General features: G+C 60.8%; 5 protein-coding genes and 2 pseudogenes. 5 read left to right on the top strand and 2 right to left on the bottom strand.

Translation table 11 applies throughout. From position 1 onward, the window contains the following. The first annotated feature begins 37 nt into the window (after positions 1-37). The 3 genes from LJU32_19730 to LJU32_19740 all read left to right on the top strand — a co-directional run bounded on the left by LJU32_19730 (position 38) and on the right by LJU32_19740 (position 6,373). Positions 38-3,988, top strand: coding sequence for an Ig-like domain-containing protein (locus tag LJU32_19730; GenBank protein WKV87829.1), 3,951 nt, complete (start codon positions 38-40; stop codon positions 3,986-3,988). A 199-nt stretch (positions 3,989-4,187) separates the two neighbouring features. Continuing rightward, complete coding sequence (locus tag LJU32_19735; protein WKV87830.1) at positions 4,188-5,921, top strand: hypothetical protein; 1,734 nt, start codon at positions 4,188-4,190, stop codon at positions 5,919-5,921. Beyond that, positions 5,906-6,373 carry a hypothetical protein gene (locus LJU32_19740; GenBank protein WKV87831.1) on the top strand — a complete coding sequence of 156 codons (468 nt, stop codon included), beginning with the start codon at positions 5,906-5,908 and terminating at the stop codon, positions 6,371-6,373. Before LJU32_19735 ends, LJU32_19740 begins: the two co-directional genes overlap by 16 nt. 142 nt (positions 6,374-6,515) lie before the next feature. On the opposite strand, the pseudogene LJU32_19745 reads toward LJU32_19740, so the two are convergent. Continuing rightward, positions 6,516-6,824: pseudogene (locus LJU32_19745) on the bottom strand (EscU/YscU/HrcU family type III secretion system export apparatus switch protein). Positions 6,825-7,016: 192 nt separating this feature from the next. Here LJU32_19745 and LJU32_19750 point away from each other — a divergent pair. Both LJU32_19750 and LJU32_19755 read left to right on the top strand, forming a co-directional pair. Further along, positions 7,017-7,211, top strand: a complete 195-nt coding sequence (locus LJU32_19750; GenBank protein WKV87832.1) for a stability determinant — start codon at positions 7,017-7,019, stop codon at positions 7,209-7,211. Next, positions 7,204-7,485: a type II toxin-antitoxin system RelE/ParE family toxin gene (locus LJU32_19755; protein ID WKV91155.1), complete on the top strand. Its 282-nt coding sequence runs from the start codon at positions 7,204-7,206 to the stop codon at positions 7,483-7,485. The genes LJU32_19750 and LJU32_19755 overlap by 8 nt, the downstream gene beginning before the upstream one ends. Before the next feature lie 45 nt (positions 7,486-7,530). Here the strand turns inward: LJU32_19755 and LJU32_19760 are convergent. Continuing rightward, positions 7,531-20,013, bottom strand: a pseudogene (locus tag LJU32_19760) (filamentous haemagglutinin family protein). Positions 20,014-20,108: the final 95 nt, after the last annotated feature.

A 20,108-nucleotide genomic window follows, 5' to 3' on the forward strand; every position in this document is an offset into this window, starting at 1 on the left:
GCTTACAACAGGCCATCTCCTTCGGATGGATTGGCCGATGAATTCCTTCAGATTCTCTCGTTTCCCCAAACGACCGGACTCTCCCGTCTCGCCATCGAATCTCTATCCGGTCTATTTCGCCGACAGGACCGAGCCGGTCCTCGGCGCTGATGGCGGAATCAATCTGGACACGTTCGAACGATACGATGAAGGCCTATATGCCGTCATCGACCCGTGGGAAAGAATGGCTGAGGGAGATGAAGTAGTCCTGTTCTGGAACGACCAGGCGATCCTCCAACTGAAGGTAGACAGCGCCCAGGTCAACGAGCGCCTGTTCTTTTACTTGCCAACCGATAAGATCGACGCGGGCTTTTCCACGTGTCGCTACGAACTGACCCGCGCAGGCGAAACACTCCCGGACGACCCTTCGGTTGTCTTGACGCTTTTCATAAAACTCACCCTCCCCGCCGGTGAGGACAAGGAAAAGCCATATCCGTGGCACTCAGAGCTGGACATCGTCGGTCTGCCCGTCGATGTCATCAATAATGGTGTCACTGAAGAATGGGCAGCCAGCGGCGTCCCGATGATCATCAAGCAGTACCCGGACATGCGGGTACGCGATGTTATTTGGGTGTGCTGGGGCAGTATTTTCCTGGCGCCCCATGTCGTGACGCAGGCCGAGGTCGACGGCACTGCCGAAATCGTTGTCACAGCATCGCCCAGCGACATCCTCACCGCAGGCGACAGCCTCAAGCTGTTGATCAAGTATGAGATACATGACGAAGTCTGGAACTTCAGCGAGAAATGGTCGAAGGAAACCACAGTTCGGGTTGAAGCAGGTGCCGCTCGCCTCGGTATCCCTATCTTCGACGACGCCGACGGTGGGGAGCTGCACCTCGATCAACTGGATCATCAGGCGACCAACCTGCTGATCAATATCAAGGACAACGACGAGTTCACCTCCGGCGACAAAATCAGAGTCAATGTCATCGGCATCGGGCGCCCGGGAACAGCGTCACGGACATTTTCGGTAGAGATAACGGTTGGCAATCCGGCCTACATTCACGAAGTGCCTATTCCTTTCGAGTTCGTCAGCCTTTTCGCAACCGGTACGCTGGATGGTTCCTACGTATTGCTCAAGCAGGACGGAAGCGCGCCGCTTTACTCGAAACGCGCCTTCGTCAAAGTGATTGGCAATCCGGCGCTGTTGCCGGCGCCGACGATTGAAGAGGTTATCGGCGCCATCCTCCCGAGTGACAGCCTGTCGGCGACCGTGCGAATCGCTTACCCGAGCCTGAAAGTGGGCGATACGATCAACATGATCTGGGAAGGCAAGAAGGGCGATGGCAACTCTTACCTGTACGAGGAATCCTACGACGTCAGCGGCAATGATGAAGAGACGGGAATCATCTTCATCTACGTGATGGGTGAACACATTCTTGCGCTGATCAATGGCAGCCTCAAATTGTATTACCGGGTCTACAACGAAGATCCTGCCGACTTTGGCCTCAGCGAGTCAGACTTCCTGCGAGTCGACGTACGCGGATTGTCCGCCACCCTTCCCGCGCCCGATGTGGAAGAAGCCAAAGAGGGCGTAATCGATCCGACCCAGGTTTATACGCAGGCGCATGTGCTCGTCAAACCGGTCGCTTGGGCAAAGGGCGACATCCTGACGTACCACTGGTCTGGCGTTAATCCTTACAGTTCAACCAAAGGCAGCGTGCCGATCACGTTGTTGACGATTGATAAAACGGTGCGCTTTCGCGTGGATGCGAGATACGTCACGGCCAATATCGGCTACGTGGTAACGGTGCGCTATACGTTGCTCCATGTGGAAACCGGCAAGTTCAGCTATTCCGCACCGTTCGAGGTAATGGTCGGGATACCGCTTGGCGAATTGAAGCCACCGACAGTTGTGCAAGCGATCGGCGCTGCGTTGAATCCGATGGATGCTCTAAACGGAGTGGACATCCAGTGCAGCTATCCCACCATGGATGTCGAGCTCGATAAACTTGGGCTGAAATGGCGTGGCACACCCGGCCCCGGCACGTCGGAAGATCTCGAACAACCAGCCGAACCTTCCGGCACCGTGTCCTTTCATCTCGCGTCCACGTTTGTGGGTGCGAATATTCGGCGTTCGGTCAATGTCGGTTACGACGTTCAGCGATACGGCTTGTGGACGTCATCACAGCTGCTGCCATTGCAAATACTGGATTTTCAGGATCCGGAAAAAGAGCTGCCACGGCCCGAGGTGCCGCAGGCGATAGACGCGGTGCTGGATTTGATGGAGATCGCCGGCGACGCCAGCGTGGTGGTTAAACCCTGGCCGTTCATTGCCAAAGGCCAGCTCGCCTCGGTCTGGCTCGAAGGTCTTGCCACCACCGGCAGCTATGTCATTGAAGTATTGACGGCACACCTGATTACCGATCAGCAAGCCACCCAAGGCCTGGACGAGCCTTTGCCCAGAAGCGAACTATTGAAACTGCTGCACAGTTCTGCAGCCGTAGTGAAGTGCGCGGTTGTTTTTGATGGCAGCACAGACATGTCGGCAGCGATCGAGTTTCCCTCTCTGCCGCTGACCATCCGCACCCGTTATGACTACGTGACGCCTGTCATCACCAAAGTGTTGAACCCGCAAGGCCAGGACATTCCTGAAGCCGGGCTGACATACGATAAACGTGTGACGGTTCAGGGCACGGCGACGCGTGGTGAAAAGGTAAAAGTCGAAATCAATGGTGTGCTCAAAGGCACACCCGAAGCCTCAGCACTCTGGACGTGGGAATGCCCTGCCGACAGCCTGACCGACGGCCTTCAAAAAATCACTGTCGAAGCCTTGTACGACGCGGATGCCCCGGTCGGCAAGCCGAGAACATTCACCGTCGGCGTTGCTACCAAACCCAGCATCACAGCGGTCAATGACTCTAAGGGGCCCGTGGCCACGGAGGGCACAACCTACGACCCTTCGGTGACCGTGGCGGTGAAGGCTGACCCGAGCCAATTGGTTCAGCTTTACGACAGCGCTACAGCGATTGGTGCTGCCATCGAACTTGATGACGACGGCAATGGCTCGACCACGCTCGCTGACTTGACTGTGAAAGGTTACATCCTCAAGGCCAGAGCACTTTATGGTGAACAACTGGAATCGCCGGAGCACAAATTTGCGGTCAAGGCTCATCTGGCAGTAACGCTGGCGTCAGTCAGACACTCGGGAGGCGAACTATCAAATGGAGGCGCAACTACTGACTCCAGCGTCACGCTGAGCGGTACTGTGACACCCCGTTATGAAGTGCAGATTTATGACAACACCAGTGCAGGACCAAAGATCACCGGACATCCGAGCAACGGCAGTTGGACTACCACTCTGGGCGTAGGCCTTGGCGGACATTCGGTCTATGCAAAAGCGCTGGCAACCGGACAGAATTCCAACACTCGGACTTTCCGCCGGGATAACCCGATCCCTCCCCTGAACTTCAATCAGAACCCGGTAACCCTAGGAGGTAAAACATATATATGCCCAGCCTACCCGAACCTGTTCCCCGCGCCCAACGCGGGCAACTCGGTACGGCATCAGGCATCGGGTGGCTCCGGAGCAATCAGCTACAGCTCCAGCAATCCCGCAGTAGCTGCGGTTGATAATGCAGGTTTCGTTACCGCGCGCGGCCGGGGTTCGGCGTTGATAACAGCAAGGGATGGGGTAAACCAGTCCAAGAGCTACACCGTATATGTGACCAACGTCATCCACTGCATTGGTCTGGGTAATGGCGGCTGGGGCGATATGAATGCGAGCGCATCGGCTAATGGCGCACGAATTCCGAGCATGGCCGAACTCAACGAAATTCATGCGGCCTATGGCGCAAGATGGCCCATGGGTAACCACCATTATTGGTCAACCGATCGAGGCTCCTACTGGAAGCCATTTGCGAGCAGGAGAACCAAGTACCTGGTTACGGGAGGGGACGGCGACGCGAGAGAGTGGGGCCACGCTTCGAATGGTGTCGGCATCAGATAATCTCGCTCAATTGTATTGCCAGCGTCCGGTGGGGTCACTCAAGGCAATCAACTGCCCATCGGATAACGCCTGAATGGTGAACGGAGAAAGGACGCGCTGCCACTCATCGGAGAACCGCCAAAACCTGTCAGGTTTGACAGGTGCGCTGCCGGTGGTTTTGTCTCCTAATCACTCCATGTCCCCAGCAAGAGTGCCCGCCATGCTTATCCAACCGCGCAAACGAATCTCGACGCTATCCCTCCTCGACCCGGAAATCCCCGGCGGGCGGCTGCTGGATGACGGCAAGTGGGGCATCAACCTCGCCGCTGCGCGTCTCAACTACCCCGACAAGGGGCTGAAGATTCAGGTTCCCGCCTGGAACAACATGAGCATGAACGACAACTGCAAGTTGTACCTGGGCACCGCCATGGTCGCGCAAAAGACCATCAACGAAGACATTGAAGTGAACAAGCATGTCACTCTCTTCGTCGCGCCCGAGCGCTTGCTCAGCGGCGACTGGGAGCTGTCCTACGAGGTCACGCGTTTCGGACAGAAGCCCGAGCCGGGACCGACGATCAAGCTCTTCGTCAAACTCGAACTGCCCGGCGGTCAGGATCTTAACCCTGAATATGGCCACTCCGAACTGACCATCGCCTTCGATCCGCCGAATGTGGTGCGCGACGGCGTCGACGAGGCCACCGCTGAGAAAGGCGTGCTGATCTACGCCAAACCCAAACCAGGCGATGGCTTGCTCTACAAAGATGCCGCCGTCGGTGACGTGCTCATCCTGGCCTGGGCCGGGAAAACCGAGAACTCCGAGCCCGTCACTCAGGAACAGCTCGACGATCCGGAAGATAACCCGATCGTCGTTCTGGCCAACAAGGCCACCATCCTCTCAGCCGGAGACTCCGACGGCGTATTGGTCAGCTACAAGATTCGCGACCGCGTGTACAACGAGTCCGAAGACTGGTGCGAGGCCGTGCATATTGTCGTCGACACCGAGGGCTTGCGGCAGGATGCGCCCATCCTCAAACAGGCCAATGGCCTCGTCGTGAAGCTGGATGTGCTGGGGGACAAACCGCCGATAGTGGAGGTTTGGGCGGTTGACGAGAACATCTTCAAAGAGAACGACAAGATCTACCTCAGCGTCACCGGTATCGACGACGCAGGTCAAGAGATCAGTGAATTGGTGGACAAGAAGATCGAAAGCGCGCCGCCGGTGGTGGTCTCGATCGAGCACAAGAACAGCACCCTGCGCGCCTTGGCCAAACGCACGGTGGTGTACTCTTATCATGTGCGCCGCGGTGGGGTCGTGGTCGACAACTCCCAATCCAAGTCCCGCGCCTACAGCGTAATCGGCGAACCGACACGTCTGGCCGCGCCGATCGCGATCGATCACATCAGTGGCGCGCTCAACCCTGACGCGCCCCAATACCGCATCCGCATTCCCTACGATCCACTGATCACCACGAACAATGCCATCGAGCTCAAATGGTTCGGCACCCGGGCGGACCTCACGACTTACGACCCGGAACTGGAGTGGTATTTCCCGAGCAAAGACGAGGCCAATGATCCCGAGGGCTTCGTCGTCACCGTCCCCGGCGAACACGGCAAAACCCTGGAGGGCGGCACGCTGGATCTGTCATACAACCTGCTGAGCGACGAAGACGGCACCATCACCCGCCGCGCGTCGCTGCATGCTTCGCGGCTCAACGTCGGCGAAGCGCAACGGGAGCTAGTCAAACCTGTCGTCCTTGGCGAAAAGGACGGCGCCCTGGAACCAAGGACCTGCCCGGTGGCGCCAGCAAGCTCACCGCCCCACGGCCGGTCGCTGTTCCGAGCGAGGCCAACGATATCGTCACTTATTTCTGGATCGTTGAAAGCAACAAGCCTGTTACCGACTTCAAAAAACTCAACGCACTGTCCAAGGACAAGGACGTGGAGTTCCCGCTGAACGCAGCGTTTGTGGCGCAGCACATCGAGCCTAACCGCGGGAAAACGGTGCAGGTGCATTACGAAATCTTCCGGGCCGCCAGCAACACGACCAGTTATTCGAATGTGCTGGATTTTGTAATCGGTGAATCGGTGCGCCCCAAACTGCTCACGCTCGACTTGATCAAGGAATGCTCAAGCGGCAAGGAAATCAAGGAAGGTGAGACGACCCATGAGACCAGCGTGGTGATTAGCGGCAAAAGTCCCAAGGGGACAGTCTTGGTCGTGGATTCAGAGATTTCAAAATTAGTAGGTTTGGGGCATCCCGATTCTGCGACAGGCGAATGGGAGGCACTTGTCATTGATCTGAAGCCGGGTTTGCATAGCTTCCAAGCCGCTGTGGCTAACGCACCGGAGTTGGGAACGACGCCAAAGCGGACTTTGACCGTTTCTACGGTCATTGCTCCTGGCTGATGCTGTTTTAGCGGCGCGATGTTCATAGTCAAATCTGTGGGGCGGCCTTGCTCGAAGATGGCCTTCAGCCGATGCAGCACTTCACGGATAAAAATCGCCGCCCCGTTCAATCGGAACGGCGTTTTTTGTATCACACGGGAGGTCAAGAATCCCGATGCAAATCCGGCGGAATCGGCAGGTCATCCTTCAGCGGATCCGGACGTTTACCCTTGCCCGCCAGGTGTTGGCGAATCTGGCAGGCGTAAGCCAATACCTGCGCGACTGCCAGATATAGCCCGCCGGGAATTTCTTGCTCAAGTTCCGTGGAATAGAAGATCGAGCGTGCCAGCGCGCGCGATTCAAGCGGTATGAGTTTGTTGGACACACCGATTTCGTGGATTTTCAGGGCGATGAAGTCGCTGCCCTTGCCTAGCAGCACCAGCGCGCCGCCCTTCTCCGAGTCGTATTTGAGCGTCGCCCAATGACCACAGGCAGATTTCTTACAGAATCGAACTACACAGCTGATCGACTTCGCACGCATCAGATGCGAAGCGCCTGACAGATTTGTATCGTCCGTTTGGGGGTGATGTCTCCCTCGTCCCGCCAGTGACGACAACGAGCCACATCCCCCTTAGGCTGCTTCACATTGATCACGGGGGTCATTATGAGCGCTGAACTTTCACTTATCGTTTCAGACTTCGAAACCGAAGAAGAGGCTGCGGAATACGACCTTTGGTTTCGTGCGCAGGTCCAGGAAGCACTTGATGATCCGCATCCGGGCGTTCCTCACGATGAAGCTATGATACTGCTCGCCCAAATGCTCGAAGAGAGGCGCAGGAGCCGCCGCGCTGCTGGTTAGATGGAGCAACAAGGCTCTTGCTCAACTGGCTGACATCTGCGAATACATCGACCAATTCAACTCCACCGCTTCGATTTCTATGGAACGCAAGGCTGTAGCAGCGGCGGAAAAGCTTTCATCCATACCCTATGGTTTCCGATCTGGTCGAGTGCAAGGCACACGTGAGATGGTGATTCATCCTAACTATCTGCTGGTATATCAGGTGAATGGGGTCATCAAAATACTGACGGTACTTCACGCTCGACAAAAATATCCGCGATCCCCTCCACACTAAAAAAGGCGGCCAACCGGCCGCCCAAACGTACTGCACGAGAGTCTGTTACAACGTCAGCTGCCCACGCTCTTCCTCGGTCAGCTGCTGTTTCGCCTGTTCATCCAGCGCCCCGGCGCCCAGTACCTGCACCGGGCTGTCCGGGTTGTAACCGGTCGCCGGCGTGCGACTGGCACCATCACGCGACGGCGCCAGTTGCTCGTTGCCGAAGCTGAGCACCTGCACAGTGAACACCGAGGCCTGGTTCTGCCGCGCTGCTGCCTGTTGCTGACGGGCGACGTCTTCCGCTGCCTGGGTAGCGGAGGATGCCGCCGAGCTCGCCGAGGTGATTGCGCCAGTGTTGACCGCTGACACCACCGGCACGCCAGTCGCTTTACCCTGCACGGAAATGTTCGCGGCGTTGACCACCGTCAGCGCGGCGATGTTGACGTTGCCAGACACGCGAATCCCCGCTTCGCCGGCATCGATGGTGCCCAGTGGCGCGATCAGGTCGATGTTGCCTGGCGCCACTTCGGCGATCGGGTTGAGCGTGGCGATACCGGCGCCGGTGCTCGGCACCGATGGCGACAGCGTGACGTTGCCCCAGCTGTCGTACACACGTTTTGGCGGCGTGTAGACCACGGTGGTTTTCGAGCCGCGACCGGCGTTGATATCGCCCTCGGCGGACCAGCCGAGAATCGAGCCGCCGAACGTGGTCATGATCCGGCTCTGGCCGAGCAGAATGCTGCCTTGGGAGTACAGCTGAATGTCGCCCGAACCCTGAGTGATGATCCCCGCCGTCGACGGCGGCGCAGCGCCTTCGATGCCGAACACCTGACCACCGCCCGGCGTGAGCATCTGGATATCGCCGCCAAACAGCGTCTTGACCCCGGCGCCGCCGTACATCGTGATATCGCCGTCGTAACGGATCGGATTGCCGGCGACATCAGTGGTCGGGAACAGCGCCGCAATGGCGTTGCGACCGCGCAAGTAACTGCCGGTGCGCGGGCCACTGGCATCGGTGTATTCCAGGCCGCCGGCACGCAATTCGGCGAAGTACACCTGCCGGGCGAAGATCGCCTGCTCGGTACTCGGCAGTGCGGCGAAGAACGCTTGCGCCTGTTCGTCGCCACCCTTGAAGCCATAACCGAGGCTCAGCCAACTCTGCAGTTCTTCGACGTAGGTCTTGACCACTTTGCCCGGCTGCGCGCTGAGGGCCACCGCTGAATCCGCTACGTTTTGCGGGTTCAGATAACGCGCAATGAACCGTGAGTAATCCGGCCCCTGCGCGCCCGCACCCGCTTGCATCACGATGCTCGCACCGGGGCGCTGATCACCTGCCACGACAGGGCCGAGGCTGGTGATGCTGGCGCGATCTTCCATCAGGATATTGCGCCCGGCATTGACGTCCAGAATACCCGGGCCGGCAATGTCGAAGCTGCTGTAGAGAATGTCTCGCCCGGCCGAAACCCGCGAAATGTCGCGCGCATCGTTATGCACGAACAGATTGCCGGTAGACGCGATCTGTTCGTTATTGCGACTCATGCCCCCAACGGGCGCAAACGTGGGTTGCCCCAAATTGGTACCGGACGCCACGATGTCACGCCCCGCCACCATCCACACCGGGCCTGCCGATTCATACCAGGTGCGCTTCGTGGTCGCGAACGCCAGCGTTTCGCCCGTGCGAATTCCTACCAGGTCACCGGTCAGTGCATAGAAGCGCGCCGGCCCCTGAACACTGCTCAACCCCGAGTAGCTATCGGGACCAAAGGCAAACAGTGGATAGCGCGAATTGGTTTGCGCCAGCACACCATCGCTGCCGGCGTTGGTCGTGATCGGCCGAGCGGACTGGTTGTTGCCGTAGCCATTGAACGCGGGTGCAAACGGTGTGGCGAGCGCCGCTGGGCTGGCCCTGACTGGTTGATGGCGTAGCCGCCGGCATAGATCGAATCCCCAGCGATCAGTTCAAGCTGCCCCGCGCTGGAAGGTGCCAACAGCAATGACCAGGCCAGAGCCGGCGCCGGGTTGCCTATGCCGTAGGCCGCTGATGGTCCCGCATAAATCGAGCCCTGGCCGGCCACGGCACGCAATATCGAAGGAAAGACGAAGCGGTCATCGGTCGGTGACCCGTTAAGCCCGGCGACGGGGTCCTGCCCGGTGGTTTCCATCAACTGGGTGCTGGGCGTCAGGTTGCCGCCGGCCGAGGACAAATCGATGGCCGTGTGATCGGTCCACAGCGAGAAACCACTCAAACCGCCACCGGCATGGTAAATGCCATCCGCCGTGGTAAACGGTGTGGAGTTCTGCAACCTCACGCGGCCCGGATCGGCGGCGCCACCCAACACCAGATCGCCGCGGGTGTTGAGGCGCATGCCGGAGTCACCGGGAATCAGCACCAGCCCACCACTGGCATTACTGGCCGTCGAGTTGAACGGGTCGAAGGCGCGCGTTTCCCGTGGGTCATGAAACAGCGCCGAGGCGCCGTACTGCAGATTGATACCGCCCAACGCGGCGCCCGTCAGTTGCGCCGCACCGCGCAGGTTGATGAGCGCGCCCTGCAAGTCGTGCGTCGGCGTGCCGGTACCCGCCAGGCCGGCACGTGCCTGCAGAGACGGATTAAGGACACCGCCCAGACGAATATCCAGGTCTCCGCCACCGGTCAGTTGCAGCTTCCCGTCACTGCCCACGCGGCCCGTACTGCCGACAGCTACGATCAACCCCTGACTGCGAGGGTACGACGCATACCTGTCGTCGCCCATGGCCTTGAGCATGCCGGCATCCCCGCCGGCGCTCAGACTGATGTTGCCGCCGCCCAGCGTACCGAACCCGGTAAAGCCCACCAGATAAGGTCTGGTTTCCTCGCCCAGCGCTGGCAATGGCTGCGCAGCGTAGCTGCCGAAATTGATCCACCAGGCAGTCGGTACATCGTTGTTGCCGGTACCCTGGCGCCAGAGCCAATTGCCCACCGCCACACTCGGCACCTGCTCCCGCGTACCGTCGCCCGTGGCGACCGAGCGACGGCCAAGCACGTCACCCGACACAGACCCGCCGGCATTGATCGTCAGGTTACCGCCCATCTGCGGATACCAGGCCTGATAGAGGCTGGCACTGCCGCCATCGACCCATTTTTCGTAATCGCTGCCAGCGCTGCCCAATACCGAGCCATCAGCCGACAGCCTTCCGCGGGGCTGGTTATAACGCGCGTCGACGTCTGCCGATTGGGTGCCGGCGGTGTAGACGCCGAAAGGTGAGGCCATGCTGAGGTTACCGGCCGCCATCAAATCCAGGTCGCCGGTGCCAGTACGCAAAACGCTGAACATCTGCGTGTGGGCCTGGGCGCTCTTGCTCGGATTGTTTTCAATACACAGTGCCGGGTCGATGGAGCACCAGAACAATTCGTCATCGTTCATCGGTGTGTAATCCGGCATGCCCATCCAGTTGCCAGGCGCCCACACACTGCGCGCCATGGGCGCGCAAGAACCGGGAGCGATATCACAGAGCACAAGGTATTCCTCGGGAACCGGTTCGTACGGTGTAAAGCCATACTCGTTATCCACCGCCCAGACCAGTTTGCCGGCCACCTCGATCATGCTCACACCATAGTGAGTGTCGGCCATCTGCAAGTTGCCGACGCTGGCCTGAGGTTTCACGCTACGGCTGTCGGCCGCGGTCAGATCGGCCCCTGCCACCATGCGCATCGACCACGACGCACTGCCCGCCGGCAGCATGCTGGCGATCGCCCAGTTTCGACCTTGCTGGTTTCCATTGGCAGGACGCAGGTCGAGCAATACCGTGCCATCGGCGAGCTTCACGTTGGTCATGGAGGGGATCAGCGAACCCCGCAACAGCGCCAACGTTCCGTTCAACACCACACCCACCGTCTTATTGTCGGCATCAACCGCACCCGGCAGCGGCACGCCTTTGGGCCAGAGCACGGCCTGCAGTGCGGTGGCGTTGTTCAAGCGAATACCTGCACCCAAACGACTGCCGGTCGGCAGGGTCACAGCGTTGTCGAGCAACGTACCGGCGGCATACATCAGGTTACCCGCCGCGTCATGCACATCGCCGGCCAGCACCGTTCCACCCTGTAACACGTAAGGTGCGGCCAAAGTGCTCTGAACCGGCAACACCGTGCCCGCAGCCAGTGTGGCGGCTTGAATCGGCAGGTCGTAATTCAAGGTGGCGCCAACCGGAAAGAGCGTCCCTTCGGCAAGGCTGACACCACTGCCCGGTACGATCAGGTCACCGCCGAAAGGCTGTATCCCCGGCAACAGTTTCCAGCCAGCGTCGTCCACGGTTTCCGGCGGCGGTGCGAAACCGTCGTTGATGCTGCCGTAGATATCGAGGTTGCCACCGGCACGGATCAACAGGCTGCCCGCTTCCCCGCTGCCATATACCGAGGTCCGGCGAGTGTGCGGGTTGAGGCTGGCGTAACGGTAGCCGGACAAGTCGAGATCGCCCTGCACCACCAGATCGCCGTCAGCGGTTTTGCTGACGATTTCCACCCCGGGCGCAGATGAAACGCATCGGCATAGGTCGCATTGTTGAGGCCGGCCAGTTTGCGTTGTAGCAGATCACTGTTACCCAGCGCCGCATCGATAAAGCCACTGCTGTCTGAGTGAATGCGATCCAGGTAGGCTTGATCGATCACTTGATACGGGCGACCGCTGGCCGCCGGATCGGTGCCATCGGCAGCATCACTGTAACTTCGCACGGCATTCAGCCCGATGGAGCGGGCACCTTGAATACTCAACGTACCGCTGGCATCCACCGCAATGTCACCGCCGCCCAGGCGCGGTGCATTCAGCTCCAGCGTCCCACGCAGTACGTCATCGCGTTGTCCCGCCTGGTTTCCAGGCACGGCATCGGTGCCGTGGCGCAGATCAATCCGTGCACCAGCGGCCAGCGTCAGCACGCCGTCACCTGAATTGAGTTCAACCATGGCGCGGTTCGGTGCGTCGATGATTTTGCCGTAGCTGTCGACGCGCAGTACGCGGCCATGGGCATCGAGCAGCGCGTTGCCCGTCAGGTTCAAACCGTTTTTGCCGGCAAGGCGAATGCTGCCGACCCGTTCACCACTGGCATCGATCACCCCGTCCACGGTCAGGTTGCCGTTGTCCACCGAGACATTGACTTGGCCCGCTTTGAGTTCGTTACCGATACGCAGATTGCCCTGCTTGAACTGGAAGCTTCGACTGCCCACTACCCCGCCGGCATTCAAGCGCAGGTTAAGGCTGGCAAAGGCCTGGCTCAAATCACCCGCCAGGCGCTGGGCGCGAATGTCCACGCCACCGGCCTTGTACGGCACCCACGTACCGCCCGCGTCGTAATAGCCACTGCTGCGGCCGACAATCTGCCCTTGCAGATCAACCTGTCCAGCGTCAGTGGCCAGGGCCACAACGCTCAATTGGCCGGCCTGATTGTTGACGGCGGACAGATCGATTCGCGAGCCCGCCGACTGACGAATATTGCCGTTATTGCTCTGCAACGACACGTCGCCGCCCCAGCTGTATTTCTGCACATCATTGAACGGCAGAACCCGGCCCGCCATATCCACCTGCGCGCCGCTGCCAAGCAGCAGATCATCCTCGGCATTGACCAGCAGCTTGCCGCTGGCGAGGACGATGCGACTGTCGAGCACAACACTGCGTGCCGTCAGGCTCAGTTGCGCACCGAGGGCATCCGCGGCAGCCGTTGTGGCGCTACCACTCAGCGTCAGGTTGTTGCCCGCCTTGAGTTCACTGACCGAGGCGGCCTCGCCGGTCAGCAATGGCGTGCGCAGATTGAGATTGCCGCCGCTGTAGCTGAACCCCTTGACCGCGTCATAAGCTCCTTGGGATTCGTACACCGCCAGACTGCCCTTGTGGTTGGCGGTGATGCGCTCGCTGGCGTTGAAGTTGACGTTGGCAAACCCCAGGGCCAGTCGGTTATTGCGATCCAGGCCATTGGGCTGCGGGTTCGGGCCGTAACCCAATTCGATCCGCTGCGCCTGAATATCCAGCGTGCCGTGCCCGTTGCCGGCGCCGTCCTTGACCACCGTACCCGGGGCCTGAGTCGCCCCGTTCCAGATCAGATTGCGGGTGCGGATGGTCGCGACATCGGTGGCAGCGCCCGAGCCGTAGATGGCCGGGCTACCCAACACCAGATTCTGCAAACGGCTCTGGCCGGTCTGCGGATCAATGGTGTCGAGGGTCACGCTGCCGAAAAAGTTGAACGCATCGCGGGCCACCAGACTCAGGGTTTCCAGGGCGGGGGCGCCAGATTGCGTGTCGCCCTGCAACAGGCGATCCAGCACGTTCTGGTTAAGCGTCAGGCCCGCGGGTGTGCGGCCGCTGGCTGCGGCCAGTGCTTGCGGACTGCCGGCATTGACCACACCGACCGAAAGCCCGAGTTGGCGAGTGCCAAAGCGCACGCTTTCGCCCAGTTCGAAGTCTTTGTCAGTGGCGGCGATGATGCTGCCGTTGGAGTACAGCAACGCCGCAGCGGTACAATCGGCCGTCGGACAGTTGCCGATACGAATGCTCCCGCCCCCGCCATCGGTGGGCGCAAGCACCGGCGTCCAGCCGTTGGACACCACCAGCAGGCTGGAGCGCCCCGGTTCGTAGACGAAACCGGCTGCGGCATCATACGGAACGTTACCTCGCCCCAAGGTATTGACGCCCGCTCCCGCATCGATGGTGATGCCGCCATTGGCGCTGTTACTGCTCAGCACAACCTCTGGCGCCGAGAGGATCGCGCCTTCGCGCAGACGAATCGCCGAGGTATTGCCGATCACCTTGATCGAGCCGCCCTCCGAACCGTAATACACGGTTGGGGTGCCACCGATGGTCAACCGTCCGGCATTCAAGCGGTTGAGGGTGTCGGCGTACAGCGATACACCGTCGAACCCTGGCGTTCGCGTATGCCCGGCGCCGAGAATTTCAAACTCTGCGCCGGTATAACCGCCCTGAACGACCGCCGTACCAATGACCCCGCCGCTGGCAGGTTTGAACAGCACCTGCCCGTTGAAATCCAGGGCTGAGTCGTGCTCGCCGCCACTGACCATGCGCAGGTGCAGCGTGTTGCCGTCCAGCGGTGTGCGGGCGCGCGGCAGACCGCGGCGGGCAGCATCGTTGAGCACAAATTGGCTGAACCCGGTTTCGTTGTACTGTGAATAGCGCCGCAGCACATCGGCAGACGTCACGATGACCTGGCTGGGCAAACTGTCGCGAATACCGGTGTTGGCAATCGACAGCTGTCCGGCCGTGGTCCACGAGCCATTGCGCAACTTCAACGCACTCTCCATCGGCCCCGCAATCGCTTGACCATTGATTTCGACCCGGAAGGCGCCCGGTAACAAGGCAAAGGTCGATGGCAACAAGGTGTAGGTGCCGGGTGCCAGTCCGGCAACGCCGGTCCCGAGGGTGATCTGCTGGCCGATACGCGGGTTGACCGCGCCGGCCTCGGCCAGCATCGGCGCATAGCGGCCCTGGTCACCGGCCACGATTGCATACACGGGGTTATTGGCCAGCCCCGGCAAACTGAAGGTGCCATCGGTGGCATTGCGTACCAGCGGATTGAAACGCGCATCGGTGGAGCCACCTCGTCCGGAGACAAAACCGGCACCGCGCAAATCGCCGCCGCCCGAAAGGTCGATCACCGCCCCGGTCTGCACATTGGTGTATTGCGCATCAAGGATGACCCCGGAGGTCGCTCCGGCAATGCCATTCAACATCACCGACTTACCGTTGTACCGATAGTCGATACCGTCGGTGGTTCCTCCATAGGGCATGACCAGTCCGGCGGCGCTGACTGAAGTCACGCTGCCCGGCAGAAGATGAAGTTCACGGGTTTTGACAATGACGTCATCACCCAGGGATATCAGCCCCAAAGGCGCACGAATGACGCCGCCCTGCTCGATCTGTCCCGCACTGAGTGTCAGGCTGCCGAACACCGAGTAAGGCAAAGCGGTCGGCGCCGCCCCGTGATTGCCGATACGCAACGTATGCTTCGGCACCGATCCGGCCATACTTTGATAGCCCACTCGCACCTCAGCCGAGACGCCACTGGCCGGGTAGATCTGCGCAGCCCGCATGTGCATGTCACCCGCAGTCCACAGACGGCTGCGCTGCTGTTCATCGGTTGGCGCGAGGAAGCGCAGGTCGCCCTGGCTGTCGAGCGTGACCAGACCAAAGCCACGGCGGCTGACCGCCAGCGCCGGTGCGGCCGATTGCACGAGAGTCCCTTCGGTGCCGAATGAAAGCGAGTTGCCCACGTCCAGCAGGTCCGCGCTGGCGGTGAATTGCGCGCCGGACAACTGCGCTGTCGGATTGCTCATCACTCGCGGACGCACTTTGACTTCCGAGCTCAAATAGGTGCCCAGCCCTGACAGGCGCAGGTAAGGTGCGCTGAGGTTGACCCGGGCGCTGTCACTCGCCGACTCGGCCAATGAAAGAGAACCGGCGAACAGGCTCAGGCCCTGTCCCATGTGCAGGTCGACATCGCCGTCGAACGTCATCAGACCGTTGCTCAGCAGACTCACGCTGTCGAAGCCACCGCTCATCAGCTGATCAGCACTCAAGCGTGTACGCCCGTAGCGTAAAAGTGGCGAAGCCTCACCCGCTCGCAGCGGCTGCGGCAGTGCCGGCGCGGGCCCTTGGGCAATGATCATTTCACGCGGCACGCGCACCGCATTGCTCAAGTTCGCGGGACCGTACGCTGGTGTATCCAGAGCGATCTCCAGACGCCCGCCCGCCGCACCTGCACCGCCAGCATTGGCCTGCAGATTGCCCTCGATGAACAGACCATTGTAGGAACTCAGGGTGATCCGTCCGCCATCGGTGGCCACACGAGCGGGGCCTTGCCCACCGCTATCGAGCACGGCTTGCGCACCAGACGCTTCCAGTCGCGCACCTTGGCGGACGATGACGTAAGCATCGGCAGCGGTCGCCGTGATTTTCTTCACATCGATCTCGCCACCGACAATGATCGAGCCACCCTTGCCGACCTGGCCGTAGACGCGGCCCAGCGCATCGACAGCGGTCGCTGCCCGACCGGCGACATCGATCAAGGCATGTTCACCGATCCAGATCGAACGGTTGTGCGGGGTCGGATCGGCCTCTTGCAAGGACGTCGCCACATCAATCGCGCCGAACTGCTGTTGACGGATATCGACAATACCGCCCCAGGCGTTGAGTTCACCATCAAGCGTGATCTGGCCTGCCCCGCGCAAACCGATGCGCTGGCCGGGATCGACACTGATCCGTGAGCCTTCGCCAATCGACAACGGACTGCTGGCGGGATCAATCAAGCCAGCAAGCGTTGCGCCGGCCTGCAATGCGACAGAAGCGCCGGCCCTTTGCGTCAAGACGCCCTTGAGCGGGTCTTCCTGGAATAACGCGGGCGTCCATAGCTCCAGCGCAGCGCGCGGCGACATACCGGACACAATGGTCGAGGCGGATTCGCCAAATCGATAGACCGGCATCTGCACATCGATCGCACTTTGCGCGGCGACCTCCAGCCCCTTCAGACCGATGATGTTGTAGGCGCTGAACCCCGTGCGGAACAGCTCCGGCGTCAGGCGCAAGGTCTGTTCTTCGGCCACTTCGCCGGAAGCGCCGATCCGCACCTTGCTGGCCTGCACGGTCAAGGTGCCGCCGCCGTTCACGCCATAGCCCTGCACCTCGCCATCGAGCACCATGCGCGACAGGCCTGGCGTACTGTTGGCGCTGGATTCAAGCGTCACGTCGCCACCCTTGCCGCCACGCGTCTTGCCGTTGGCCAATACCGCGCCGCCCGACGAAACATCGACCAGACTGCCACTGGCCAGCAGAATGTCGCCGGTACTGCGGATCGACACCGTCCCGCCATTGAGGTACGCAAGGCCGCCCGCGTCGTCCGGGTTACTCGACAGGTTGCGCCACAGACCGCGTGTCTGCAGCTGCACACCCTGCGCAACCGTCACTCGCGCTTGCTTGCCTGCTGAAACCTGGAGACTGGTGTCATCACGCCGATCGGTGGCGAGCTGGTTCAAAACGTTGCCCAATTGCAGGCTGCCGCCTTGCGCAATCAGATCGGCATTGACCTGCACGTCAGGGCTGAACAGGGTGATGTTGCCACCGTGATCCACGGTCACGCCTTCATTGACTTCAATCGTGTTTTTCGCCGAGATCTTCAGCGCGCCCAGCGCGAAACCATTGAGCAGCCCGGCATCGAGGAACAGTTTGCCTGCGCGTTCTGCCGCGACCGCGTCGGTCAGCCCTGCGTTCGCTACGCTGGCATGCGCGGCCCCCACTTGCACCTGATCGAGCAACGGGTCGAGTTGATAGAGCAGGCCGGCACTGGCAGCGACATAAGCAGCATCGTAACTGCCAACCACCAACTGCCCTCGCCGCGCCCGGGCGGTCTGGGTCTGGGCGTAGCCGTCCAGACCTGCCCGCGGTGCCTGGATTTGCCGTTCGCCCTGAAACACCTCACCCAACAGCTGGCCATCCAGCACGGCGTTGCCCGTGGCGATCACCAACTGGCCGGCATCCCGGCCAACGGTGTAACCAGCTTCCTGACGACGCGTCGGCGCGATCAGCGGGCTATAGAAATAATCCGTCTGGCCCCAGCGCTCGCTGTGACTTTCGTAACCTTTATAAAGACCGTTGTAGAGAATATCGCCCGGCGCACGCGACACTTCGTATAACCGCCCGTCCGCACCGCGCAGCCAGCTCTGGCGAATCTCGCCGCCCTGCACATCAAGCGTGCCGCCGGACACATTGATCAGCGAACCTTTTTCGCTGATCACGTCCTTTCCGGAAAACCGCACCTCACCGCCCTGCGCCATCCATTCACCAACGCCATGGCCCTGAGTGCCGAGGTATCCGCCGACCTCCAACAACCCACCGGCGGTGTACCAGCGGTCGGTGGCGTAACCGTTGGTGCCCGCCGGCACGAATACCAGCTCACGGACATCGACCCAGATGTCGTTACTGTTGAGCGCGCCGCTCTCGCGATTGACCGGCGCATCACGCTGCTCGTTGCCCTGGACGTTGATCTTGATGTTGTTGTTTGCCATCGCCACTTTGACGCCGAGGGCGCCGGACACGTCGATCACCGCACCCTCGCGCAATAGACTGCGCCGTCCCGCGGCAACTGCCACCTGCCCACCGGTGGCAAGGGTGATCGAACCGCTTTTGAATTCGACGGTGCCGCCGCTGCCGATGTCGATGCGTGACTGATCGCTGCGGATCCGGTTGTTGGCATTGACGCCGGTCAGCGCCGCCTCGCGCTGGCTGTCCAGGGCGGTGAGATCACTGCTGTCGAGCAGAATCGCACTGACGCCATTTTCGCCCAGGGTCACACGGCCTTGGGCATCGCTGGCCGGATTGAGCAGATGCACGGTGCCGCGCGTCGCCACCGAAGTGCTCGCCAGCAGCACACCGTTTTGCACAACGTCGCGGCCGGTCAGGGTGATGTCGCCGGTGGATGCCTGGATCAGGCCGGTGTTGCTGACTTTGCCCGAGCTGTCAGCCTTGAAACCGGGAATGACCTCACTGCCGAAGGTGGTTGAATAACCATTGCCGTCGGTGCCCGAGCCCTTGCGGATATAGAAACGGTCCCCGCACCCAGCACCGTCTGACCTTTGGCCGTGCTGATCGAGCCGTCGTTCTGCACGTCCTGGCCAAGCAGCAAGGTATAGCCGCCGGCGTCGGTGGAGAGCGCAGGTTGATGCGTTTGTATGGCTGCGCCACGCTCCACCAGGACTTTGCCAGCAGCGTCGGTGAAGGTTGGCTGACTGCCGGTGCTGTCGAAATACAGACCCCGATCGCGAAATTGTGCATCGGTCATGTTCGCGGCTGCCGCTACCAGATTTCGCACATTGACCTGGCTGCCACCGCTGAAGACGATGCCGTTGCGGTTGATCAGCATCACCGTGCCGTCCGCTTTGATCTGCCCCTGAATCTGGCTGGCCCGTGCGCTCGGATCGTTGACGCGATTGAGCACCGCCCAGTTGGCCTGCTGGGCAAATTCCACTGTGGTATTGCGGCCGACGTTGAACGTTTCCCAATTGAGAATCGCCTTGTCGGCGGTCTGCTCGATCTTCACCGTGGTCTTGCCGTCGGCCTGGGTCTGTTGCGGGCCTTTGGCGTTCATCCAGCCCTGGCTCAGGCTGTTATCGATCTTCAGGCCGCCCTCGCCCAATCCGTCCGGAACCACTTGCACACTGCCCAATGCGGCGGCACGTCCAGCGGCTTGTGCGGCCTGCTGAGCGGCAATCGCTGCAACGGTGTTATTGAGTGTCTGCAAAGAGCGCTGCAACTGCTGGCTGGCCCGTTGCTGCTGTGCCAGCGGCGGGGTCATCCCCGGCAGACCGCTCCCACCCGGACGCGACGCCGTAGCCTGCTGCGCCGCGCCCTTCGCGGCAAACCAGGTGGAACTGAACGCTGTCGCCGCCTCGGCACTGCCCGCCACCAGACACAAGGCGACGGCTTGCGCCAATGGCTTGAGCAGCCACTGTGCGGGATCGCCCGCGCCACGTTTGATCGGCCGGATACGGTTACTGTGACGGGAGGTGCGAGCAAGCATCACTACAGGTCCTTTTGGATGGCAGGTCGGATCAGCCCTGCTGTTACGACATAGGCAGTTGGCGAGCCTCACGACCGAACGGATGTCACACAAAC

It is taken from the genome of Pseudomonas sp. B21_DOA (assembly GCA_030544685.1).
In the GTDB taxonomy this organism is placed as follows: Bacteria; Pseudomonadota; Gammaproteobacteria; order Pseudomonadales; family Pseudomonadaceae; genus Aquipseudomonas; species Aquipseudomonas fluorescens_AO.